Raw genomic sequence first — 22,859 nt, 5'->3', positions numbered from 1 at the left:
ACGGACCCACCCGCGCCGGGGGAGGACAGCGCACGACGGCGGCCCGGGACAGGTTCCTGTCCCGGGCCGCCGTCGTCGCATCGGCCCACGGGCCGTCCGGGCTCAGGAGCGCCGTGGCCAGAGGCTCGAGAACTCCGGATGGTCGTCGTCGAGGATGCGGAACGCGAGACCGATGGCCTCGTTCGGATCGATCTGGTCGACACCGGAGTCGCCCCGGGCGAGCCGCTCGAAGAGGTCCGCCAGCTCGTCCGCCTCGGCGGGGGACAACCGCGGGTCACGGGTGCAGCGGACGTAGCGCATCCGCACCACCCGTGCGGTCTGCAGCATCAGGTCGCCGTAGGCGTTCACCGGTGTCTCCGGACTCGTTCGTCGCATCTCCACGGGCGCTCCACTCACGCGACGATGCGCTTCTGGAGTTCGGCGGCGGCGGCGGAGGGATCGTCGGCGTTGTAGATCGCCCCACCGGCCACCGCGACCACCGCCCCGGCCTCACGCACCGACCCGATGGTGTCCGCCTTCACCCCACCGGCGATCGAGAACGGCACCCCGGCCGCCCGACCGTCGGCCAGCAACCGGTCGATCGAGTAGCCCGGACGCGCCTGCTCGTCCAGACCCGCATGGATCTCCACGAACGCCACACCCAGCTCCGCGACCTGACGGATCCGCTCGACCCGCCCGTCCACCACCCCGATCATGTCCGCCACGACCCGCTTCCCGTGCCGGGCACCGGCCGCGACCGCACCCCGCACCGTGTCGTCGTCGGCCACCCCCATCACCGTCACCAGATCCGCACCCGCACCGAACGCCAGATCCGCCTCCAGCTCACCGGCATCGGCGGTCTTCAGGTCCGCGAACACCAGCTTGTCCGGATGCGCCGCCTTCACCGCGGTCACCGCCGCGATACCCGCCGACTTCACCAACGGCGTCCCCAACTCCAGAATGTCCACGAACTCCGACACCTGATTCGCCAGCGTCAACGCCGACGGAAGATCCAGAACATCCAAAGCCACCTGCAACTGCACGACGAACTCCTCACCACGACAACAGGAAAAACAACACCCCCACCGTCGCCCCGCCGACACCCACCCACAACACCACCACACATCCGGAAAACCGATCACCCGATCCGCACCCCGAATACCCCCACAACCGGAACGACCGCCCTACGATCGAATGGTGTCGAGACATTCGTCGAGAAGAACGCTGTTCGCCCCGTCCATCCTCTCCGCCGATTTCGCCCGTCTCGCCGAGGAGGCGGACGCGGTGCGCGGTGTCGACGGCCGGGGCGCCGACTGGCTGCACGTGGACGTCATGGACGCCCATTTCGTGCCGAACCTGACCCTGGGCCTGCCGGTCGTCTCCTCGCTGCTGGCCGCGACCGACCTGCCGCTGGACTGTCACCTGATGATCGAGGACCCGGACCGCTGGGCGACGGGCTACGCCGAGGCGGGTGCCCACAACGTCACGGTGCACGCCGAGGCCGCCGCCGATCCCGTGGCCCTGGCACAGAACCTGCGCGCGGCAGGCGCCCGCGCGGGGCTCGCGATCCGGCCCAGCACCCCCCTGGACCCCTACCTCGAGGTGCTCCGGCACTTCGACACCCTGCTGGTGATGTCGGTGGAGCCCGGGTTCGGCGGTCAGGCCTTCGACCCGGATGTCCTCGACACGGTCCGCCGGGCCCGCACACTGGTCGACACCGGACACCTGGACCTGGTCGTCGAGATCGACGGTGGCATCAACGCCGACACGATCGAGCAGGCGGCGGAGGCCGGCGTCGACTGCTTCGTGGCCGGATCCGCGGTGTACTCGGCCGCGGATCCGGCACGTGCGCTGGAGGGGTTGCGCCGCCAGGTCGACGCCGTCCGCGACCGGCGTCGGTGATCAGATGCCGAACCTGCGCCGGACGTCCGGGGCATGGCGCCGGGAGACCGGCACGCCCTCGTGCGACCGGCCGTCGGTGACCAGGAACAGTTCACCGCGCGGACCCCGCTCGATCTCGGCCACACGGCGCAGGTTCACCAGGTAGCGCCGGTGGACCCGTCGGATCCCGAACGGGGCGAGGGCCCGTTCGACGTTGTCCAGCCCGCGGGTGGCGGACTGGATCCGGCCCCGCTCGGTGACCAGCCAGACGGTGTTGCGGTCGGCCTCGGCGTAGCGGATCTCCGACGGGGTCAGCAGGACCAGCCGGTCGTCACGCACGCCGATCACCCGCCGCGGGAGCACATCGGAGGCCTGGTCACCGGCGTCACCGGGGGAGTAGGCCTCCCCGTCCGCGACCCCGACGGCGCACAGCAGTCCCACCACGCCCTGGCCGTCGACGACCGGCCACAGGGTGAGCGGTACCTCCGCCTCACCGGGACACACCGCCAGGCGAGCGTGTCCGCACCAGTCCGGGCCGCACCCGGACCGTTCGATCGCCCAGCGGACCACCTCGGGCAGACCGGGGACGTCGGGCACCCGGCGCGCCGCGGTCGCGCACGTTCCGACGACGGGTGCCGCGCCGGTGAGCCCCAGTGCCACGGCCGCCTCGTCGTCGGCGGCGATCACGCTGCCGCCCCGGTCCATCGCGACGAGTGCGCCCCGCGGCCGGGCCGCCCGCGCCTCGAACGCGGCGACGACGACATCTGCCTCGTACGCGGCCCGCCGGCGGATCACCTGCTCGACACAGGCGACGGCCTCCGTCAGCCACGGCAGCACGAGAGGCGGGAGGGACGCGTTCCACCGCGAGATGTTGATGGAGGCGACGGGTGCGCCGGTCACCACGTCCCGCACCGAGATGCCCGCGCACGCCCAGTCGTGGAACCCCTGGCACCAGTGCTCCGGACCGGTCACGGTCACCGGGCCGTCCACCTCGAGCGAGGTGCCCATCCCGTTGGTCCCGGTACACGCCTCGGACCACGACGACCACGGAGCGAGGTTGTGCAGTTCGGCACGGCGCCGCGCCGACGAGTCGCCCCAGGCGCCCAGCACCCGCCCCCGGCTGTCCGCGACGGTGACGACGCCCCCGTCGCGTTCGATCTCGCGGCCGGCCATCGCGCCCAGCCCACCGAGGGCGGTGAACACCACGCCGTCGTCGACCCGGGGGCTCTCCGCGCCGCTGCCGGCTCCGGGGGCGACGTCCAGGGTGCTGTCGACCCCGTAGCGGTCCCGGCACCGGTACCACGACGCGAGGATCTCGGGACGCACCCCGGTCCTGACCTCGTTGCCCGCGGCGAAGTCCTCCCAGGCCCGTGCGACCTCCCGGGCCGACGACGCCGCGACGAGCGGGCCCCGTGGGGCGACGTTCCGGCTCCCGCTTCGCTCCGGAGCCAGGACCAGCGGCGGAATTCTCCCCGTCATCGCGATCTCCTTGTCGCCGGGCGCCGGGGTCAGGTCGCCCCGGGCACCCACATCCGTTCTGCATTTCCTCCCGCCGGCACGTGCGGTGCCGGCGCCCTGTGCCGGATCCGCGGGAACGTCCGCGCCGGCACACTCAGCCGACGACGTCCGGCACGCGGGGAAGCGTGTCCCGTTTCGACTGCGCACTGATCGGACGCTTCTCCCGGAGAGCGCGCCGCGCCCGCCTGTCACGCATTCCCCGCCGTTCGTGATCTACCGGCGCAGTCCGCTTGCCCTCGATTCGACCGTGCGTTTAGCGTGCGAGTCAGGTTGCATCACCGCGCTCGAGCGAGACAGACCAAAGGCGGTCGCCATGCCACAGGTAGTGCGTCCCGGCACCGGCCCGGAGGACGCGGACGTACGGCGGGCCTGGGAGCGGTTCGCCGCCGGTGACGACGCGCTCAGCGGGATCCGGCCCGAGATCGCGGTGTCCTGGCACCGGTGCCGGGACCAGTACGGGGTCGACCCGCTCATCTCCGAGGCCCCGGCCGCCGTGACCGAGGTCGTCCACACCCTGGAACACGACGTCGTCATCGCCGAGCTCGGGTTCCGAGCCGGCCCCATCGCCCACGAGCTGAGTGGTGAGGGCGGGATCGTCACCATCGCCGACGCCAACGGCCGGGTGCTCGCGCAGTGGGGCGACGAGGCGACCCGTGCACTCGCCGCCGAGGCCAACCTCGCGCAGTGGTACTGCTGGTCGGAGAGCTCGGTCGGCACCAACGGCATGGGGACCGCGCTCGCGTCGCACACCCCCGTCACGGTCCGCGGCGCCGAGCACTGGTGCGGGGCGTTCCACGACTGGAACTGCACCGGGGTCTCCGTCCGCGACGCGGTGAGCCGACAGCCGGTGGCGGTCCTGAACATCTCCTGCTGGCGGCGCGAGCTCCCCCGGTCGGCGCAGGGATGGCTCGGCACCGCGGCGTCCGCGACACAGCGCATCCTGCGCCAGCGCGCGCGGGGCGACGGCACCGAGCTGATCGCCGCGGTCAACCACGCGCGGTCGTCGACGACAGCTCCGCTCGCCGGCGTCGACCCGGCCGGGCGGGTGGTCGTCGCCGACGACACCGCCGGGGTGCTGCTCGGCATCCCCGGCTCCACACCGGCACCGGACCCGGCGGTCCGGTGGAGGCCCGAGCTGCCCGAGTTCATCCGGGCCGCCCGGTACGCCGCGGGGCAGGCGGGCAGGGACGCCGGCTGGACCGGCTCGACGCAGATCCTCACCCGGCTCTCCCGCGAGCCGATGACGATCAGCTTCCGTCCCGTGTTCCTTGCCGGGCACCTGGTCGGCAACATCGTCTCCTTCGGTGTCTCGGAGGGCGAGCCGCTGCCCGCGTCGACGGACGCCCCGGACGCGCCGGCCGCCCCGCAGACCCCGCCGCGCCGGCTCGTCGCGGCCCGCGAGAACAGGATGGTCCTGCTGCGCCTGGCGGAGGTCGCGTTCGCGCAGTCCGACGGCAACGACGTGTGGCTGACCACCGACGAGGGGCAGATGCGGTCCGCGTCGCTGGGGCTCGACCGGCTCGAGTCCGAGCTCAGCGGCGCCGGCTTCCTACGGGTGCACCGCCAGTTCGTGGTGAACCTCAGCCGGATCCGGGAGGTCGAACGCCGGGAGAAGGGCGAGCTGGTGCTCGTCATGGACGACCCGGCCGAGACGGTCGTGCCGGTGTCCCGCCGCAACATCCCGACGGTCCGTCGCGCACTCGAACTCTGACCCGGGCCGCGGCCCTCAGCCGCGGTAACGGTGCACGTCGCAGACGCAGTACATCAGCCGGCACTCGAAGCATTCGGGCTTCCCGACGCAGGTGATGCAGGGACCGCACTCCACCGGCTCGGTGTGGCGGGCCATGTCCTCGGGCCCGAAGCGCTCGCCGCACAGCATGCACGGCAGGTTCTGCCGCGGTCGTGTGGCCGGGGGCTGGGTCATCGTCATCACCGTCGGTTTCCGTGGTCGGGCCGGTACACCCGGCCGGTGGGGCCGCAGAACGCGACCACGTCCCCACCGGCCGGGTGCTGGTCAGAGGACCGGTGTCACAGGGAGAACACGATCAGTGATGCCCCGTGTCCCTGTCCGGACAGACCCGGCACGATGCCCTCCAGCCAGCCGCCCCATCCGACCGGGACCGCGATGTACTGCTTGCCGTCCACGGTGAAGGTGCTCGGGCTGCTGTGATGGCCGCTGCCGCACTGGAAGCTCCAGAGCTTCTCGCCGGTCTCGGCGTGCAGACCCAGGAACTCGCCCGCCGGCGTGCCGGCGAACACCAGGTTGCCCGCGGTGCTCAGGGTCGAGGCGGCCATCGGCATGTCCTTGAGCCGGTAGCGCCACTTCTCCTCGCCGTGCGAGTCGAACGCGCTGACCGAACCGGCCATGTTGTCGATGTCGACCTCGACGGCGGCACCCCAGTAGGGCATGCCCTCCTTGAACTCACGGCGCCGGCGGGTGGCGGTGGCACCGACGTCGGCGACCGGGACGTAGAACAGGTCGTGGTCGGGGTTGTAGGACGCGTGGGTCCACTCCTTCGCGCCCGCCGGTCCCGGGAAGAAGTGGCAGGGCTCGCCCTCCTTGTCCGGGTACTTGCGCGGGGTGACCTTGCCGTCGCGCGTGATGACGCCCCAGTCGATCCGGTCCACGAACGGGGTGACGTGCTGCAGCTCGCCGTTCGTCCGGTCCAGGACGAACATGTACCCGTTCTTGTCGAAGTGGGCCAGGAGCTTCTTCCCGTCCCGCTCGAACAGGGTCATCTCCATCGTGGAGTCGTAGTCCCAGAGGTCGTGCGGCGTGAACTGGTAGTGCCACTTGATCTCGCCGGTGTCCACGTCCAGCGCGACGACGCTGTCGGTGTAGAGGTTGTCGCCGGGACGCACCTCGCCGTCGAAGTCCGGGGCCGGGTTGCCGGTGCCCGCGTAGTACAGGTTCAGCTCGGGGTCGTAGGTGCCGGTGACCCAGTGGTTCGCGCCGCCGCGCTGCCACGCCTCACCGTCGTCGGGCCAGGTCTCGGACCCCGGCTCGCCCGGCTTCGGCACCGTGTAGGTGCGCCAGCGCTGCTCGCCCGTCTCCAGGTCCCAGGCGTCGATGTGGCCACGGACGCCGTACTCACCGCCGGCGGAGCCGGTGATGAGGAAGTCCTTGATGACCAGCGGCGCGATCGAGGCGCTCTCGCCGGCGCGGACGTCGCCGATGGTCTTCTGCCAGACCCTGCGCCCGGTGGTGGCGTCCAGTGCGACCAGCTGCGCGTTCTGGGTCACCATGTAGACCTTGCCGTTGGCGACCGCACAACCGCGGTTGACGTTGGCGCAGCACAGCGTCACGTCGATCGGGATGGCGTGCTTGTAGCGCCACAGCTGCTCGCCGGTCACGGCGTCGAGCGCCCAGATCTGGCCGTCCCAGCCCGTCACGAACATGACGCCGTCGACGACGATCGGGCACGCCTCGAAGGCGTAGGTGGAGGTCGAGGCCATCATGCCGGTGGCGCTCGCCTGGAAGATCCAGGCGACCTTCAGGTCCTTGACGTTCCCGGCGTTGATCTGGTCCAGCAGGCTGTGGCGCTTGCCGTCGTAGTCGCCGTAGTAGGTGATCCAGTTGTGCGACTCGCTGCGCGCCTGCAGGATCCGGTCGTAGTCCAGCCCGCGTGTCACGTCCGGTGCGCTGTGCGGGAGGTTCGAGAGCTTGCTGTGGTCGAACGCCTTGCCTGCGTCCACGTACTCGATGGTCATGGTGATTCGCCCTTCTTACGGTCGCGGCTGGGCAGGACGGTCGAGCTTCGCCTCCGGTGGCACCTCACCGGTCACCACGATCGCGGCGGTCAGACCACGGCCCTCGTCGTTACCCGCCGGGGAGCCGTACCAGTAGCAGCCGGGACCGTCGAGCTCGATCGTCGCGCTCCCCTTGGAGTGGTTCACCAGGCCGATGAACTGCCGGTCCCCGTTGCTGGGCAGCAGGCACGCGTGGGTGTTCTTGTCGTCGTTGATGATGGTCAGCTCGAGGGTGCCGCTGTGCGGCATGATCAAGATCGCCGGATCCCACGTCATGGCGTCCTCGGGGATCCTGATCGTCGCCTCCATCACGCCGTCGGGACGCTCGGTCGCCCGGGCGACCGAGCCGGTCCCGAGCACCGCGCCGATGGTCGCGCGATTCTGCCCGCTGAGTTCGGCCAGGAGTTCCTCCCGGCTGTCCTGGGCCGAGTCCTCGCGGTCCTGTATGGATGTCATCGCTTCGCCTCCTCGTCGTTGAGAAAAAAGCAATTCGGCGGCGCCGGTGTGTGCGGAACACGCGCGTCCCACGCGCCGGTCGACTGCGATACAACAGCCGATGCGGGAATGGGACGATCATCCGGCCACCATTTCCCGTGGTGATTGCCATCACTCGCCGCGCAACACACGTTACATCGCACGAGGGTGTTGCGGTATGGCTCGCCGTTGACGGGGCGACAGACCCCGTTCGCCGGTCGCGGCCTACCGTTCGTACCCCTCGGAGCCCGCGGGGCAGTCCCGGGGCCGCTGCCCCGGCAGTGTCGCCGCGGCCCGGTCCAGAGCCGTTGACATGGATGAACCGCACGTCACGCGGGTGCCGAGGCCGTCGCGACCACCCCGGCGCGTCCTGGCGCAGCCGATCTCCGGCCCTGCCGGTCGCGCCGGTCCCCGCCGTACGGAGACGACGTCCACACGGTGGGAGCGGCCGGTCCGCCGCCGCGGCCGGCACCGCGCGGGACGACCGTACGGCGGCGCCGGCGTCGTGTGCCGGTGCCGTGTTCCGCGCGTCCGGCGGCGCCGGCCGCCGGCCGGACCTGATCTCCCACACGGAGATCGCCGGTCCCACAGACGCGTTGGTCGCAATTTCCCGGACCGCCCACGATCGCCTGTCCGGGCGCAGGATCAGATCAAGTCGAAACGGTCGAGCTCCATGACCTTGACCCATGCCGCGACGAAATCACGGACGAAGCGGTCGGCCGCGTCGTCCGCGGCGTACACCTCGCACAGCGCCCGCAGCTCCGAGCTGGACCCGAAGACCAGGTCGACCCGGCTCGCGGTCCACCGCAGCTCACCGGTGTCCACGTCCCGGCCCTCGAACACGGACCCGTCGCCCTCGGGGCTCGCCGACCACCGGGTGCGACCGTCGAGGAGGTTCACGACGAAGTCGTTGGTCAGCGTCCCCGGCGACGTCGTCAGCACGCCCGTACGGGAACCGCGGTGGGTGGCTCCGAGTACACGGAGCCCGGAGACGAGGACGGTCATCTCCGGTGGGGTCAGCGTCAGCAGCGCGGCCCGGTCCACCAGCAGGTGCTCGGGCGCGATACCGGAGGTGTCGCCGACCCAGTTGCGGAATCCGTCGGCGCGCGGCTGCAGGGCCGCGAACGATCCGGTGTCGGTCCACTCCTGCGTCGCGTCGGTGCGCCCGGGCCGGAACGGCACCACGACCTCGTGCCCGGCGTCCGCGGCGGCGCGTTCCACCGCCGCGCACCCGCCGAGCACGACGAGGTCCGCCATCGTGATCCGCTTGCCGCCGGTGTGCGCCCCCTCGAACCGTTCCCGGACCCCCTCCAGGACGGTGAGGACCTCGTCGAGCTGGTCCGGGTCGTTGACCGCCCAGTGACGCTGGGGCGAGAGCCGGATCCGTGCCCCGTTGGCGCCTCCGCGCTTGTCGGTGTCGCGGTAGGTCGAGGCCGACGCCCACGCGGTGCCGACGAGCTGGGCGACGGTCAGGCCGGACCCGAGGACCATCCGCTTGAGAGCGGCGACGTCGTCGTCGTCGACCAGCTCGTGGTCGACCTCGGGGACCGGGTCCTGCCAGAGGAACTGCTGCTCGGGGACGAGGGGACCCAGATACCTGCGGGCCGGGCCCATGTCGAGGTGGGTGAGCTTGAACCAGGCCCGGGCGAAGGCGTCGGCGAACTCGTCCGGGTCGTCGAGGTAGCGACGGGCGATCGACTCGAACCCGGGATCGGCCCGGAGCGCGAGGTCGGTGGTGAGCATGACCGGGTGCGAGCGGACCCCGGGGTCGAACGGGTCCGGCACGGTGCCCGCGCCGCCGCCGTCGCGGGGGACCCACTGCCACAGGCCGGCGGGGCTCAGCTCGACGTCCCACTCGTACCCGAAGAGGGTCTCCAGGTAGGTGTGGTCCCAGCGGGTCGGGGTGCGTGTCCACGCGCCGTGCAGCCCGGCGGTCACCGTGTCCGGGCCGAGGCCGGTGCCGTGACCACCGCTCCAGCCCATGCCCTGGGCGGTCAGCGGAGCTGCCTCGGGTTCCGGTCCCGCGGTGACCATCGGGTCCGCCGGGCCGTGCATCCGGCCGAACGTGTGACCCCCCGCGATCAGTGCGACGGTCTCGGCGTCGTCCAGGGCCATCCGGCGGAAGGTCTGACGGATGTCGCGCGCGGACAGCTTCGGGTCGGGGTTGGTGGCCGGGCCCTGCGGGTCGACGTAGATCAGCCCCATCTCGCTCGCACCCAGCGGCTCGTCGAGCTCGTGGAGACCGGTGTAGCGCCGCTCCGACAACCACTTGCGCTCGGGGCCCCAGTACGTGTCGTCCGGTTCCCACACCTCCGGGCGCCCGCCGGCGAACCCGAGCGTCGTGAGCCCCATCGACTCCAGTGCACGGTTGCCGGCGAAGATCATCAGGTCGGCCCAGGACAGGCACCGGCCGTACTTGCGCTTCACCGGCCAGAGCAGGCGCCGCGGCTTGTCGAGGTTGCGGTTGTCCGGCCAGCTGTTCAGCGGGGCGAAGCGCTGCATGCCGGCGGCGGCTCCGCCCCGGCCGTCACCGGCGCGGTAGGTGCCCGCCGCGTGCCAGGCCATGCGCAGCACCAGCGGTCCGTAGTGACCGGAGTCGGCGGGCCACCAGTCCTGCGAGGTGGTGAGCACCTCGTCGACGTCCCGGGCGAGCTCGTCGAGATCGACGGTCGCGAAGCGCGAGGGGTAGTCGTCGTCACGCGGGTGCGGCCTGCGCAGCGGTGCGAGATCGAGCCGTTGCGGCCACCAGTCCCGAGGTCGCAGGTGGGCGGCCTCGGCGCCGGACCCTGCGCCGGCCAGGATCTGGTCGTAGGTGCGGTAGACGTGGGTGTCGGGGTTCTCGGGCATCGTCGTCCTCCCCGGGTCGACCGTCCATCGTGCCCCGCCGCCCCCGGTCGGACAGGGGCGTCGACGCCCCGGCCGGTCCCCGTGGGCATCGCGCCGGCGATGTCGGACCCGCTCCTGGCGGCCCCGCCCGCCCGGGGCCGGTTCCCGGTCCGTGCGCGGGGCCCTTCGGAGCATCGCTGGCGCGACGGGGCATCGCAAGGGGGCGTGTACCAGCGGCTGCCGATCCGTGCCGAACGGGGACGGGACGAAGGCGAACGGACCGGCTGCCGGCCCGCACGGCGCCGGGGGTCAGGTCAGGCGCCCGCCCGTCCCACCGTCGAAGACGTGGATGCGCTGCGGGTCCGGGGCGAGCCGCAGCCGGTCGCCGCGTCCCGGGGGGACCCGCGCGTCGGTACGGGCGACGAGCGAGGTCCCGGAGCCGTCGGTGAGGGTGCCGTAGACGTAGGCGTCGGCCCCCAGCTCCTCGACGACGTCGACGGTCACCTCCAGCCCGTCCCCGGCCCCGGCCGGGCGCAGGTCCTCCGGCCGGATCCCGACCGTGACCGTGCCCGACGACGAGGCCGGCACCGCGATCTGTGCCCCACCCAGGGCGACCTGCCCGGAGCCGTCCACCGGCACCGTCACCAGGTTCATCGCCGGCGACCCCACGAACCCGGCGACGAAGGCGTTCACCGGCCGTTCGTAGAGCTCGCGCGGGGTCGCGCACTGCTGCAGCACCCCGCCCGAGAGCACCGCGACGCGGTCGCCCATCGTCATCGCCTCCACCTGGTCGTGGGTGACGTAGACGGTGGTGACACCCAGGCGCCGCTGCAGCGACGCGATCTGGGTGCGGGTGGACACCCGCAGCTTCGCGTCCAGGTTGGACAGGGGCTCGTCCATGCAGAACACGGCGGGCTCGCGCACGATGGCCCGGCCCATCGCGACCCGCTGACGCTGCCCGCCCGACAGGGCACGCGGCTTGCGGTCCAGCAGCCCCTCCAGGTCGAGGATCTTGGCCGCCTCGGCGACGCGGCGGGCGATCTCGTCGCGCGGGCGGCCCGCGTTGGTCAGCGCGAAGCCCATGTTCGCGGCGACCGTCATGTGCGGGTAGAGCGCGTAGTTCTGGAACACCATCGCGATGTCGCGGTCCTTGGGCCGGACGTCGGTGACGTCGCGGTCGCCGATCCGGATGGCGCCGGCGTCGACGTCCTCCAGGCCCGCGAGCATCCGCAGCGACGTCGACTTCCCGCAGCCGGACGGCCCGACGAGCACGAGGAACTCGCCGTCGGCGATCTCCAGGTCCAGCCCGTCGACGGCGGGGGTGTCCGACCCGGGGTAGATCCGCGTCGCCGAGTCGTAGGTGACCGTTGCCATGTCAGCGTCCCGCCATCAGATGTTGGGCTTCACGTCGGTGTCGAAGATCCGGGTCAGCGTGCCCTTGAGGGTGGTGAGCTCGCCCTGCACGTCGGCCCGCTGGTTGAGGATGTTGGCACAGGTCCGCGCGATCTCCTGGTCGGCGCCCGGGAAGAACGCGCGCGCCCGGTCCTGGGTGCGGGTCCGGTCGAGCTGGTCGATGGCGATCTTGCGCAGCGGGGTCTCGGCGAGCAGCGGGCCGGTGTCGGCCGAGGTCCGGAGCGGCAGGTAGCCGGTGGCCTGGGAGAACAGCACGGTGTTCTCCGGGCTGGTCAGGAACTTCGCGAACGCCGCCGCGGCGAGCTGGCGCTCCGGCGGGACCCCGGCCGGGATCCCGAGCCCCGCGCCGCCGGTCGGGCACACCGGCCCGGGGACCGGGCCCGCGGGCAGGAAGCCGGCGCCGACGTCGAACCGGGCCGCGTCGAGCACGGTGACCAGCGAGCCGGTGGAGCCGACCGTCGCCGAGACCGCCCCGGCACCCAGGTCGGTGGTGCCGTCGGTGGCGGCGACGCCGGCCCAGCCCGAGGTCACCGCGTTCTGCAGGGCCGAGACCGCGCGGACCGCCTCGGGGGAGTCGCAGGTGACGTCCCACTCGTCCGACCACGCACCGCCCTCGCCCCAGAGGTTGTTCTGGAACGACCAGCCGGCGTAGTCGGCCAGGGCGGGGAGCTGGTACGCCTTCTGCGCACCGGTGCCCGCGGCCTGCAGCCTCGGCCCCCACTCGGCCATCTCGGCCCAGGTCGCGGGCGCGCGGTCGGGCAGGCCGGCCTTCTGCCAGTGCGCCTTGTTGTAGTAGAAGATCGGCGTCGAGCGGGCCCAGGGCAGCGCCCAGAGCTTGCCGTCGTAGCGGTAGTCCTCGATCAGCTGCTGGCGGTAGTCGGCGGTGTCGATGCCGGTCGCGGCGATCAGCGGGTCCATCGGCACGATGGAGCGCTGCATGTAGTAGCGGAACCACCAGACGTCGGAGAGCACGACGAGGTCGGGCAGCTGGGAGCCGCCGCCGGCCTGCGCGGTCTGGAAGCGCTGCGCGATCTCCTCGTAGTTCGCGCCCGCGGTCACCAGGTTGACCTTCGTGCCCGGGTTGGCCCGCTGGTAGGCGTCGATGATCTGCCGCGACACCGTCTCCGAGCTGCCCGGGTTGTTCGTCCACCAGGTGATCTCCTTCGCCGGCTGCACGCCGGAGTAGTCGACCTCCGGGACGGCGGCGGGCCCGCCGCCGCTGGTGGAGGGGCCACCGCAGGCGGCCAGCGCCGCGGCGGCGCCGGTGATGCCGGCGAACTTCAGGAATCCGCGACGGTCGAGATGCATGGCAGCTGGCGTCCTTTCGGGGTGGGGAGGAGGAGCGGGGAGCGGTCTCAGTCCTTGACCGCACCCTGGGTCAGCCCGGCGATGATGTGGCGCTGCAGCGCGATGAAGACGATCAGGACCGGCACGATGACGGCGACCGACCCGGCCATGAGCTGACCGTAGGCCGCGGCCCGGTTGTCCACGTTGGCCAGCAGGGTGAGCCCGACCGGCAGCGTCATCATCTCCGGCTTCGAGATGATCACGAGCGGCCAGAGGTAGTCGTTCCACTCGTAGACGATGGTGATCAGCGCGACGGTGGCGACGGTCGGCGCGGACACCGGCAGGACGACCCGGGTGAGCCGGCGCCAGTGCCCGGCGCCGTCGAGCTCCGCGGCCTCGAGCAGGCTCGGCGGCAGCGTGCGGAAGTGCTGGCGCAGCAGGAACGTGCCGAACGCCGTCCCGAGACCGGGCAGGATGATGCCCCAGTAGGTGTCGGCGCCACCGAGCGCGGTGATCAGCGTGTAGTTCGGCAGCAGCGCCACCTGCGGCGGCACCATCAGCGTCACCAGCAGCCCGGCGAAGATCCAGTTCTTGAACGGGAAGCGGACGAACACCAGCCCGTAGGCGGTGAACACGGCCAGCGCCACCTTGAGCGCGGCACCGACCGCGGTGACCAGTACCGAGTTCAGGAACACCCGGCCGAACGGCAGGCGCTCGGCGACGGTGGAGTAGTTCTCCGTCGTCGGCGCGGCGGGCAGCAGCGCGGGGGTCTGGGTGATGATCTCGGTCAGCGGCTTGAACGACGACAGCGTCATCCACAGCAGCGGGAACAGCACGACGAGCACGGCGACCAGCAGCGGGACGTAGGCGCTGGTCACGACCTCGAACAGGGCCCGCGGCGACAGCGCGCGGGACGACCGGGGCTCCGGAGCGGTGGTGGTCATGCGTAGTGCACCCGCCGTTCCATCCACCGCAGCTGGACCAGGGTGAAGACCACCAGCACCACGAACAGCACCGTCGACACCGCCGCCGAGTAGCCGGCCCGGTTGCTCGACCCGAACGCCTGCAGGTAGGCCTCGTAGATCAGCGTGGTCGTGCCCTGCCCGAGCGGGGTCATGATCCGGATCAGGTCGAAGGCCTGCAGCGAGTTCAGCGCGCTGGTCACGACCAGGAAGAACGTGACCGGTGACAGCAGCGGCAGCACCACCCGGAAGAACGTCCGCGTCGACGACGCCCCGTCCAGCGCCGCGGCCTCAAGGAGGTCCTTCGGGATCGACTGCAGGCCCGCCAGGTAGATCACCGCGGCGTAGCCCATGTTCTTCCAGACGTAGACGATGCAGATCATCGCCAGCGACATCGACGGGTCGTTGAAGAAGTCCGGTGCGGTCCCGCCGAAGGCCCGGACGACCGCGCCGAGCACCCCGATCGACGGGTCGAACACGAACAGCCACACCAGCCCGACACCGACCCCGGACAGCACGTACGGGGAGAACACCGCGGCCCGCGCGACGCCGGTCCCCGGCACCCGCCGGTTGAGCGCCAGCGCGATCAGCAGACCCAGCACCATCGACCCGCCGACGGTCACGACGGTGAACACCAGCGTCGTCCAGACGATCTCCGCCGACGACGGCGAGGTCAGGAACGTGACGTAGTTCCCGAGCCCCACGAACGTCGCCGACGGTGACCCGAGGGTCCAGTTCAGCAGCGAGTACCGGACGTTCTCGACGACCGGGCGGTAGGCGAAGGCGACGATCAGCGCGGCGTTGGGCAGCACCAGGGCGAGGAACACCCAGAAGTCGTGCCGGTCCCGGGCGGTGAAGCGTCGCCGTCGCCGCGGCGGGGGGTGCGAGGTCGTTCCCGGCGCCGTCGGCGTCGAGGCGGACCGGGTGGGGGTGGACGTCACGTGACCTCACGTCTGTCGCAGGGGCGAACACGGGATCGCACCGTCGCGACCTCGCAGACCCTCGCAGTCTCGTGTGGCCCGGCGGTGTCACGTGTCCGGCGAACAGGTGAACGACGACACTCGGACGGGTGACGCGAGAGGCTCCCGCTACTCCGCCACGCGGCAGATGGCGAATGCCTCCGCCGGAACGGTGAACGAGGAGCCGTCACTGGTCGTCGGCTCGGACGCCAGGAGGATCCGGGTGATCTCCGACCCGAGCGACAGCGTCACCGGCTCCGGACCGAGGTTCACCACCACCCGCATCCGCCCGCGGGCGACGACGAGCGTGCGCGCCTGCTCGTGGACGTCGACCCCGATCCGGTCCAGCCACGGGTCCGACAGCTCCGGCCAGGCGCGGCGCAGCGCGATGAGCTCGCGGTGCATCCGCAGCAGCGTCGCGTGCGGCTCCTGCTCGGGCTCGGACCAGTCGAGCCGGGAGTCGGTGAAGGTGGACTCGGCGTTCGGGTCGGGCACCTCGGCGGCGTCGTCCCAGCCGTGGTCGGCGAACTCGGCGCGACGGCCGTCGCGGACGGCCTTCTGCAGGCCCGGGTCGCCGAAGCGGGAGAAGAACTGCCACGGCGTCCGCGCGCCCCACTCCTCGCCCATGAACAGCATCGGGGTGAACCCGGAGGTGAACAGCAGCGCCGCGCCGCAGGCCAGCAGGCCGGGGGACAGCGTGTGGGTGAGCCGGTCGCCGGTGGCGCGGTTGCCGATCTGGTCGTGGTTCTGCAGGTAGGTGACCAGCCGCGAGCCGGGGATGCGGGCGGTGTCGATCGGGGCGCCGTGGCTGCGCCGCCGGAACGACGACCAGGTGCCCTCGTGCAGGAACCCGCGGGTGAGCACGTGCGCGAGCCCGTCGAGGCCCGCCTCGGCGAAGTCGCCGTAGTAGCCCTGGGACTCGCCGGTGAGCACGGTGTGCAGGCAGTGGTGGACGTCGTCGGCCCACTGGGCGTCGAGGCCGTGGCCGCCGCCCTCCCGGGCGGTGATCATCCTCGGGTCGTTGAGGTCGGACTCGGCGATCAGCGACAGCGGGCGGCCGACGTGTGCCTCCAGCGCGGTCACCTCGACGGCGAGCTGCTCCAGCACGTGCTGGGCGCGGGTGTCGCGCAGCGCGTGGACGGCGTCGATGCGCAGCCCGTCGACGTGGAAGTCGCGCAGCCACATCAGCGCGTTGTCGATCATGTAGCGGCGGACCTCGTCGGAGCCCGCGGCGTCGAGGTTCAGCGACGGGCCCCAGATGTTGGAGCCGGCGAAGTACGGTCCGAACCGGTCGAGGTAGGCCCCGGACGGCCCGAGGTGGTTGTAGACGACGTCGAGGACCACGCCCAGGCCGCGCGCGTGGCAGGCGTCGACGAAGCGCTTGAAGGCGTCGGGGCCGCCGTAGTTCTCGGTGACGGCGTACCAGCCGACGCCGTCGTAGCCCCAGTTCACCGGGCCGTCGACGGCGTTGACCGGCAGCACCTCGACCAGGTCGATCCCGAGCGAGACCAGGTGGTCGAGCCGGCCGATCGCGGAGTCGAACGTGCCGCCGTCGGTGAAGGTGCCGATGTGGCACTCGTAGAGCACCGAACCGGCCAGCGCGCGGCCGGTCCAGGTGTCGTCGGTCCACCAGAACGCGTCGTGGTCGTAGACGCGGGAGCGCTCGTGCACCCCCTTCGGCTGCCAGCGGGAGCGGGGGTCGGGCAGCGGCGTGGCGTCGTCGTCGAGCAGGAACGCGTAGTCGGTCCCGTGCCCGTGGTCGGGCTGGTCCGTGTGCCACCAGCCCCCCGGGGCGGGGTCGAGCGCGATCCGCTGCTCACCCACCAGCACGCTGACGCGGTTCCTGTCGGGGGCCCACACGGCGAACTCCGTCACGGAAGCCGATCCTTCCGCACCTTGCGGCGCGTGGCGCGTCCGGCGGGGGTGGGTCGGCTCACGCGTCGCTACGCTGCCGTGATGAGCGACCCCGACTCCGGTGACGACCTCGACTCCGACGCGCAGCTGCAGCCCGAGGACACCCTCGAGTACGGCGGCGTCACCGACGTGCTCGACGAGGGCTACTCACCGCCCGAGCGCCCCTGGAACGACCGCGACGACGAGACCCTCGACGAGCGCCTCGCCGACGAGGAGCCCGACACCTGGGCGGCCGAGCTCGATGCGACCGCCGACGCGGAGGACCGCGACGACGCCCGGGCGGCCGGGGTGGTCGGTGACCCGGACTCCCGCGAGGACTTCTCCGACGTCGACGACGCCACCGGCGACCTGCTCGGGGACGCCCCGGGCACCGACGGCGAGCTGCTCGCCGACGACGAGGTGGGCGACCGCCGCGCCGGGCGCCTCACGATCGACGACGCAAGCTTCGACGGCAGCGACGGCGGCGAGAAGGACCTCGTCGCGGGCGACGCCGGCATCGACGGCGCCGGTGCCTCGGCCGAGGAGGCCGCGGTGCACGTCGTCGACGAGCCCTGACCCCCGCCACGGGCGCCCCCAGGGGAACCTTCGTGGCGTAGAGCGCTACGAGGGTTCCCCTGGGGACCGCCCGGAGGACGGTGCCGGGTCAGGCGGGGCGGACCAGCAGCGCCACGGGGTAGCGGGCCAGCAGGTCGGCCAGCGCGGGTGCGGGAGCGTCCACCGGGCGGTTCGCGATCATGTCGTGCCAGTCGTCGAAGCCGCCGGGCAGCGGCAGCCGGGTGTCGCCCCACCCGCCGCGGCGGGCCAGCCCCTCGGGCAGCCGGGTCGCGACGGCGACGAGCGCGCCCCCGCCGCGGGAGAACGCGACGGCGTGCTGCGCCGCGGTGCCCTGGGCGTCGACCCGGCCGTAGCCGCTGAACAGCTCGGGGCGGAACCGCCGCAGCCGCGCCGTCGCCGAAGTGACGAGCAGCTTCGCCGCACCGCCTCCGTCGACCGGGGGCTGCTCGCCGGCGTCGAGACGATCCAGGATCGCGCGCCGGGCGTCCCAGTCGACCGGGCGCCGGTTGTCCGGGTCGACCAGCGAGTACTCGAACAGCTCGGTGCCCTGGTAGACGTCCGGCACGCCGGGCCCGGCCATCTGCAGCAGCTTCTGGGACAGCGAGTTCGACCAGCCGGGCTCGGCGATCTCCGCGACGAACGCCTCGATCTCGGCGACGAGCTCGGTGTCGGCGAGGACCTGCCCCGGCCAGGCCGCGACCGCCTCGTCGACCTCGGCGACGGCGTCGATGTGCGAGGTCACCAGCTTGGCCTCCTTGGAGGCCTTGCCGAGGTAGCCCGCGAGCCGGTCGGCCGGGATCGGCCACGCCCCGACCAGCGACTGCCAGGCCAGCAGCTCCAGCGACCGGTCCGGCAGCGGGTGGCGCACCGACCACTCGCGGACCTTCGCCGCCCACGACGCGGGACGCTCGGCGAGCACGGCGAGCCGCGCCCGGACGTCCTCGGAGCGCTTCGTGTCGTGCGTGGACAGCGAGGTCATGGTGCGCGACCGCCCGGCCTCCCGGCGGGCGAGCCCGGTGTGGAACTCCTCGGGCGTCACCCCGAACCGGGCCGGGTCGCCCCCGACCTCGTTCAGCGCGACGAGCCGGTTGTACCGGTAGAAGGCGGTGTCCTCGACGCCCTTCGCGGTGACCATCCCGGAGGTCTGCTGCAGCCGGGTCGCGTAGTCCGATCCGGGCTCGCGGACCAGCCCGGAGTGCAGCGCACCCAGTACCGCGGCCAGGTCGGGGCGACGGGTGCGCGCCACCGCGACCGCGGTGTCGGCGGCCGCCCGGCCCTCGGTGATCTCCGGGGTGAGGTAGGAGCGGTAGACCGGGAACCCGCACAGCAGCTCGGCGACCGCGTCGTGCAGGTCCTCGGCGGCGACGTCGGCCAGGTCGAGCCCGGTGGTGCCGGAGTCGGCGCCGGGTCCCGCGCGGAAGGCGTCGGCGATCCGGCGCACCTCCGCGACCAGGATCTCCCGGACGACGAGGTGGCGGCCGTCGTCCTCGACGGCGTGCGCGGAGCGCTTCTCCCCGGTGTGCTCGGCGGCGAACTGGGTGAGCAGCCCCGCCCCGTCCGGGTCGACGAGCACCCCGCAGACCTCGCGCAGCGCCTCGTAGCCGGTGGTGCCGTCGACCGGCCAGGAGATCGGGAGCTCCTCGCCGACCCCGAGGATCTTCTCGACGAGCAGCCACCGGCCCGGGCCGAGCTCGGCGCGCAGCCGGCGCGTGTAGCCGCCCGGGTCGGACAGGCCGTCGGGGTGGTCCACCCGCAGCCCGACGACGGTGTCGTCCGAGCGCACGATGTCGAGAACCGTGCGGTGGGCGTCGGCGAACACCGCAGGGTCCTCGACCCGGACCGCGGCGAGGTCGCTGACGTCGAAGAACCGCCGGTAGGTCAGCTCCGCGGCGCCGCGCCGCCAGGACACCAGCCGGTAGTGCTGGCGGTCGTGCACCTCCTGCGCGGTGCCCTCGCCGGTCCCGGGCGCGACCGGGAAGCGGTGCTCGTAGTAACGCAGCTCGCCGTCGGTCACCGACAGCTCGGTGAGCGCCTTCTCCTCGTCGGCGTCGAGCACCGGCAGCAGGATCGGCCCGGCGCCCCAGTCGACGTCGAAGTGCCCCGCCCAGCGCGACGCCTCGCCGTGCGTGAGCACGTCCCACCACCACGGGTTCTCCGCGGGTCTCGCGACGCCGACGTGGTTGGGGACGATGTCGATCAGCATCGTCAGCCCGTGCTCGCGCAGCGTCGCGAGCAGCGACCGCAGCCCCTGCTCACCACCGCGCTCACCCGACACCCGGGTCGGGTCGGTCACGTCGTAGCCGTGGGTGGATCCGGCCGTGGACTCCAGCAGCGGCGAGGCGTAGAGCGCCCCGATCCCCAGCCGGTCCAGGTAGCCGGTCAGCGCGGCGGCGTCGGCGAAGGTCTGGTCGGCCGACAGCTGCAGCCGGTAGGTCGATCCCGGAAGGCGGGTCACGCCTCAGCCCTTCGATCGCAGGACGAGCAGGGAACGGGCGGGCAGGGTCAGCACCGAGCCCGCGGACACCGGGTCGAGGTCGGTCCCGGTGACGCCGGCGGCGTTCGGCGGGTGCACCTCGCCCGAGTGGGTGTCGACGACGATCTCCCACGCCTGCCCGAACTCGGCGGGCGGCAGCGTGGTGTCGATGTCCTCCCAGAAGGAGTTGAAGCACAGCAGGAACGAGTCGTCGACGATCCGCTGGCCGCGCTGGTCGACGTCGGCGATCTGGCTGCCGTTGAGGAACACGACCACCGAGCGGCCCAGGTCGTTGTCCCAGTCCTCCTCGGTCATCTCCCGCCCGGCCGGGGTGAACCAGCCGATGTCGGCGACGTCCTCGCTGGTGGACGACCGGCCGATCGGGCGGCCCGCGAAGAACCGGCGCCGGCGGAACACCGGGTGCGCGTGCCGCAGCGCGGCGACGCCCGCGGTGAAGGTGGTCAGCTCGTCGTGCTTGCCCGCGACCTCCCAGTCCTGCCAGGCGATCTCGTTGTCCTGGCAGTAGACGTTGTTGTTGCCGCCCTGGGTGCGCCCCGCCTCGTCGCCGTGCAGCAGCATCGGGGTTCCCTGGGAGAGCAGCAGCGTCGCCAGGAAGTTGCGCTGCTGGCGGGCCCGCAGCTCGACCACGGTCTCGTCGTCGGTGGGACCCTCGACGCCGCAGTTCCAGGACCGGTTGTGGCTCTCCCCGTCGTTGCCGTCCTCGCCGTTGGCCTCGTTGTGCTTGTCGTTGTACGACACGAGGTCGGCCAGGGTGAACCCGTCGTGCGCGGTCACGAAGTTGATCGAGGCGAACGGGCGGCGCCCGTCGGCCTGGTAGAGGTCCGAGCTGCCGGTGATCCGGGACGCGAACTCGCCGAGGGTGCCCGCCTCACCGCGCCAGAAGTCGCGGACGGTGTCGCGGTACTTGCCGTTCCACTCGGTCCACAGCGGGGGGAAGTTGCCCACCTGGTAGCCGCCGGGGCCGACGTCCCACGGCTCGGCGATCAGCTTGACCTGGGAGATGACCGGGTCCTGCTGGACGAGGTCGAAGAAGGTCGACAGCCGGTCGACGTCGTAGAACTCGCGGGCCAGGGTCGAGGCGAGGTCGAAGCGGAAGCCGTCGACGTGCATCTCGGTCACCCAGTACCGCAGCGAGTCCATGATCAGCTGCAGGGTGTGCGGGTTGCGGACGTTGAGCGAGTTCCCGGTGCCCGTGTAGTCCATGTAGTAGCGGGCGTCGTCGTCGACCAGCCGGTAGTAGGCGTGGTTGTCGATGCCGCGCATGGACAGCGTCGGACCCATGTCCGAGCCCTCGGCGGTGTGGTTGTAGACCACGTCGAGGATGACCTCGATGCCCGCGTCGTGCAGGTCGCGCACCATCGCCTTGAACTCCGCGACCTGCGACCCGGAGCGGACCGAGCCGGCCGAGTAGGCGTGGTGCGGGGCCAGGAATCCGATGGTGTTGTAGCCCCAGTAGTTCGACAGGCCCTTCTCGGTGAGGTGGTGGTCCTGCACGAACTCGTGCACCGGCATGAGCTCGACGGCGGTGATCCCGAGCCGCTTGTAGTGCTCGATCATCGCCGGGTGCGCCACGCCGGAGTAGGTGCCGCGCAGGTCCTCCTCGACCTCCGGGTGCTGGATCGTCAGACCCTTGACGTGCGCCTCGTAGACGACGGTCTCGTTGTAGGGGATCTTCGGCGGGCGGTCCGAGCCCCAGTCGAAGTAGGGGTTGACCACGACCGACTTCGGCACGTGCGGCGCCGAGTCGGTGTCGTTGCGCGAGTCCGGGTCGCCGAAGTTGTAGCCGAACACGGCCTCGTCCCAGTCGACCGGGCCGTCGAGGGCCTTGGCGTAGGGGTCGATGACCAGCTTGTTCGGGTTGCAGCGCAGACCCTGGGCGGGGTCGTAGGGGCCGTGCACCCGGTAGCCGTAGCGCTGGCCGGGCTCGACGCCGGGCAGGTAGCCGTGCCAGACGAAGCCGTCGACCTCGGTCAGCGGGACCCGGGTCTCGGCGAGCCCGCCGGGGGCGCCCGGGTCGGGCTCGAACAGGCACAGCTCCACGCCCTCGGCGACCTCGGAGAACAGGGCGAAGTTGGTGCCGGTGCCGTCGTAGCTGGCACCCAACGGGTAGGCGTGCCCGGGCCAGGCCTGCATGGTCTGCGTCCTCTCGTCGCGCGCCCCGGCCGCAGGCCGCGGGCACGCTCACACTGTGTCGGGCGGGCACCGTTGCCGCATGGTGGGCGGGGCCGTCAGCGGTCCACGCCACATCACCCCCGCGCCCGCAGCAGCTGCGGACCGGGGCGGTCGATCGTCCCAGGAGCGGTCAGGAGTCGGCGAGCCGGGCGGGGAAGCCGCCGGTGGCGACCGGGCTCCACCGGGCCGGGGTGATGCGGATCAGGGCCTTCCCCTGGTCGGACATGGCGCGGCGGTACTCGTCCCAGTCCGGGTGCTCGCCGGAGACGGCACGGAAGTAGTCGACCAGCGGCTCGAGCGCGTCCGGCAGCGTGATGAGCTCGGCGTCGCCCTCGACCTGCACCCAGGCGCCGTCGAACTCCTCGCTCAGCACGACGACCGCGGCCCGGCCGGCCTTCGCGACGTTGGCCGACTTGGCGCGCTCGGGGTAGGTGGCGATCACGATGCGTCCGTCGTCGTCGACGCCGCCGGTGACCGGGGAGGCCTGCACGCCGCCGTCGGAACGGGTGGTCATCAGCACCATGTGGTGCCGGGGACGGACGAACTCGAGCAGCTCGTCCCGGTCGACGCGGTCGTTGCGGGCGATGGTGCGGGGCATGCCCGAAATCCTAGGGCGGCCGGGGGCCCCGCGCCCGCCGTTCCTCACCCCGCGCCGCGGGCCACTAGGGTCCGGAT

Annotated in this window: 18 protein-coding genes; 3 read left to right on the top strand and 15 right to left on the bottom strand. The window is 72.1% G+C overall.

From position 1 onward, the window contains the following. Nucleotides 1-102: 102 nt before the first annotated feature. Both KPF22_RS19150 and hxlA read right to left on the bottom strand, forming a co-directional pair. On the bottom strand, nt 103-375 hold the full coding sequence (locus tag KPF22_RS19150) for a hypothetical protein (protein WP_208827026.1): 273 nt from the start codon (nt 373-375) through the stop codon (nt 103-105). 17 nt (nt 376-392) lie between these two features. Beyond that, nucleotides 393-1,022 carry a 3-hexulose-6-phosphate synthase gene (hxlA, locus tag KPF22_RS19145; RefSeq protein WP_224402867.1) on the bottom strand — a complete coding sequence of 210 codons (630 nt, stop codon included), beginning with the start codon at nt 1,020-1,022 and terminating at the stop codon, nt 393-395. A gap of 151 nt (nt 1,023-1,173) precedes the next feature. On the opposite strand from hxlA, the gene rpe reads away from it, so the two are divergent. Beyond that, entirely contained in the window at nt 1,174-1,881 is a 708-nt protein-coding gene (gene rpe / locus KPF22_RS19140; RefSeq protein WP_224402866.1) for a ribulose-phosphate 3-epimerase, read from the top strand. Here rpe and KPF22_RS19135 read toward each other — a convergent pair whose 3' ends face one another. Further along, nucleotides 1,882-3,339: a DNA-binding protein gene (locus KPF22_RS19135; protein ID WP_224402865.1), complete on the bottom strand. Its 1,458-nt coding sequence runs from the start codon at nt 3,337-3,339 to the stop codon at nt 1,882-1,884. Between the two features lie 352 nt (nt 3,340-3,691). On the opposite strand from KPF22_RS19135, the gene KPF22_RS19130 reads away from it, so the two are divergent. Continuing rightward, on the top strand, nt 3,692-5,089 hold the full coding sequence (locus KPF22_RS19130; protein ID WP_208820126.1) for a DNA-binding protein: 1,398 nt from the start codon (nt 3,692-3,694) through the stop codon (nt 5,087-5,089). A 15-nt stretch (nt 5,090-5,104) separates the two neighbouring features. Here the strand turns inward: KPF22_RS19130 and KPF22_RS19125 are convergent, their stop codons facing one another. From KPF22_RS19125 to treZ, 9 genes are all read right to left on the bottom strand, one after another. Beyond that, the gene (locus KPF22_RS19125; RefSeq protein WP_178375198.1) at nt 5,105-5,302 is read right to left on the bottom strand and encodes a recombination activating protein 1; all 198 of its coding nucleotides are present in this window, start codon (nt 5,300-5,302) and stop codon (nt 5,105-5,107) included. A gap of 104 nt (nt 5,303-5,406) precedes the next feature. Further along, nucleotides 5,407-7,089 (bottom strand): PQQ-dependent dehydrogenase, methanol/ethanol family, encoded by a 1,683-nt coding sequence (locus KPF22_RS19120; protein ID WP_208820129.1) that lies wholly within the window; start codon nt 7,087-7,089, stop codon nt 5,407-5,409. A 15-nt stretch (nt 7,090-7,104) separates the two neighbouring features. Continuing rightward, nucleotides 7,105-7,584, bottom strand: coding sequence for an MSMEG_3727 family PQQ-associated protein (locus KPF22_RS19115; RefSeq protein WP_062402320.1), 480 nt, complete (start codon nt 7,582-7,584; stop codon nt 7,105-7,107). Between the two features lie 663 nt (nt 7,585-8,247). Further along, on the bottom strand, nt 8,248-10,449 hold the full coding sequence (gene katG, locus KPF22_RS19110) for a catalase/peroxidase HPI (protein WP_224402864.1): 2,202 nt from the start codon (nt 10,447-10,449) through the stop codon (nt 8,248-8,250). Nucleotides 10,450-10,737: 288 nt separating this feature from the next. Beyond that, nucleotides 10,738-11,802, bottom strand: a complete 1,065-nt coding sequence (locus tag KPF22_RS19105; protein WP_224402863.1) for an ABC transporter ATP-binding protein — start codon at nt 11,800-11,802, stop codon at nt 10,738-10,740. Between the two features lie 15 nt (nt 11,803-11,817). Continuing rightward, a complete protein-coding gene (locus tag KPF22_RS19100) occupies nt 11,818-13,149 on the bottom strand; it encodes an ABC transporter substrate-binding protein (protein ID WP_224402862.1) in 1,332 nt (443 codons plus the stop codon). Nucleotides 13,150-13,196: 47 nt separating this feature from the next. Further along, nucleotides 13,197-14,072 carry a carbohydrate ABC transporter permease gene (locus KPF22_RS19095; protein WP_202416725.1) on the bottom strand — a complete coding sequence of 292 codons (876 nt, stop codon included), beginning with the start codon at nt 14,070-14,072 and terminating at the stop codon, nt 13,197-13,199. Next, nucleotides 14,069-15,031 carry a carbohydrate ABC transporter permease gene (locus KPF22_RS19090; protein WP_224402861.1) on the bottom strand — a complete coding sequence of 321 codons (963 nt, stop codon included), beginning with the start codon at nt 15,029-15,031 and terminating at the stop codon, nt 14,069-14,071. The genes KPF22_RS19095 and KPF22_RS19090 overlap by 4 nt, the downstream gene beginning before the upstream one ends. Nucleotides 15,032-15,178: 147 nt before the next feature. Continuing rightward, entirely contained in the window at nt 15,179-16,924 is a 1,746-nt protein-coding gene (gene treZ, locus KPF22_RS19085; protein WP_208820138.1) for a malto-oligosyltrehalose trehalohydrolase, read from the bottom strand. 81 nt (nt 16,925-17,005) lie between these two features. Here treZ and KPF22_RS19080 point away from each other — a divergent pair, with 81 nt between their 5' ends. Then, a complete protein-coding gene (locus KPF22_RS19080) occupies nt 17,006-17,518 on the top strand; it encodes a DUF5709 domain-containing protein (RefSeq protein ID WP_224402860.1) in 513 nt (170 codons plus the stop codon). Between the two features lie 88 nt (nt 17,519-17,606). On the opposite strand, the gene treY is transcribed toward KPF22_RS19080, so the two are convergent. From treY to KPF22_RS19065, 3 genes are all read right to left on the bottom strand, one after another. Further along, a complete protein-coding gene (gene treY, locus KPF22_RS19075) occupies nt 17,607-19,973 on the bottom strand; it encodes a malto-oligosyltrehalose synthase (protein ID WP_224402859.1) in 2,367 nt (788 codons plus the stop codon). A 3-nt stretch (nt 19,974-19,976) separates the two neighbouring features. Then, on the bottom strand, nt 19,977-22,145 hold the full coding sequence (gene glgX, locus KPF22_RS19070; protein WP_208820144.1) for a glycogen debranching protein GlgX: 2,169 nt from the start codon (nt 22,143-22,145) through the stop codon (nt 19,977-19,979). A gap of 169 nt (nt 22,146-22,314) precedes the next feature. Then, complete coding sequence (locus tag KPF22_RS19065) at nt 22,315-22,782, bottom strand: PPOX class F420-dependent oxidoreductase (protein ID WP_208820148.1); 468 nt, start codon at nt 22,780-22,782, stop codon at nt 22,315-22,317. Nucleotides 22,783-22,859 lie beyond the last annotated feature (77 nt).

This window comes from Pseudonocardia sp. ICBG1034 (genome assembly GCF_020131375.1).
In the GTDB taxonomy this organism is placed as follows: domain Bacteria; phylum Actinomycetota; class Actinomycetes; order Mycobacteriales; family Pseudonocardiaceae; genus Pseudonocardia; species Pseudonocardia alni.
Note: the sequence above shows the minus strand (reverse complement) of the source record. Positions and strands in the feature narration are given on the sequence as shown.

Excerpts from the sequence above, each read along its gene's own strand:
- KPF22_RS19150 (WP_208827026.1), bottom strand. The coding sequence starts at position 375 with ATGCGACGAACGAGTCCGGAGACACCGGTGAACGCCTACGGCGACCTG.
- KPF22_RS19115 (WP_062402320.1), bottom strand. The coding sequence starts at position 7,584 with ATGACATCCATACAGGACCGCGAGGACTCGGCCCAGGACAGCCGGGAG.
- rpe (WP_224402866.1), top strand. The coding sequence starts at position 1,174 with ATGGTGTCGAGACATTCGTCGAGAAGAACGCTGTTCGCCCCGTCCATC.
- KPF22_RS19125 (WP_178375198.1), bottom strand. The coding sequence starts at position 5,302 with ATGACCCAGCCCCCGGCCACACGACCGCGGCAGAACCTGCCGTGCATG.
- KPF22_RS19095 (WP_202416725.1), bottom strand. The coding sequence starts at position 14,072 with ATGACCACCACCGCTCCGGAGCCCCGGTCGTCCCGCGCGCTGTCGCCG.
- katG (WP_224402864.1), bottom strand. The coding sequence starts at position 10,449 with ATGCCCGAGAACCCCGACACCCACGTCTACCGCACCTACGACCAGATC.
- KPF22_RS19105 (WP_224402863.1), bottom strand. The coding sequence starts at position 11,802 with ATGGCAACGGTCACCTACGACTCGGCGACGCGGATCTACCCCGGGTCG.
- KPF22_RS19120 (WP_208820129.1), bottom strand. The coding sequence starts at position 7,089 with ATGACCATCGAGTACGTGGACGCAGGCAAGGCGTTCGACCACAGCAAG.
- KPF22_RS19065 (WP_208820148.1), bottom strand. The coding sequence starts at position 22,782 with ATGCCCCGCACCATCGCCCGCAACGACCGCGTCGACCGGGACGAGCTG.
- KPF22_RS19135 (WP_224402865.1), bottom strand. The coding sequence starts at position 3,339 with ATGACGGGGAGAATTCCGCCGCTGGTCCTGGCTCCGGAGCGAAGCGGG.
- KPF22_RS19130 (WP_208820126.1), top strand. The coding sequence starts at position 3,692 with ATGCCACAGGTAGTGCGTCCCGGCACCGGCCCGGAGGACGCGGACGTA.
- KPF22_RS19100 (WP_224402862.1), bottom strand. The coding sequence starts at position 13,149 with ATGCATCTCGACCGTCGCGGATTCCTGAAGTTCGCCGGCATCACCGGC.
- glgX (WP_208820144.1), bottom strand. The coding sequence starts at position 22,145 with ATGCAGGCCTGGCCCGGGCACGCCTACCCGTTGGGTGCCAGCTACGAC.
- KPF22_RS19080 (WP_224402860.1), top strand. The coding sequence starts at position 17,006 with ATGAGCGACCCCGACTCCGGTGACGACCTCGACTCCGACGCGCAGCTG.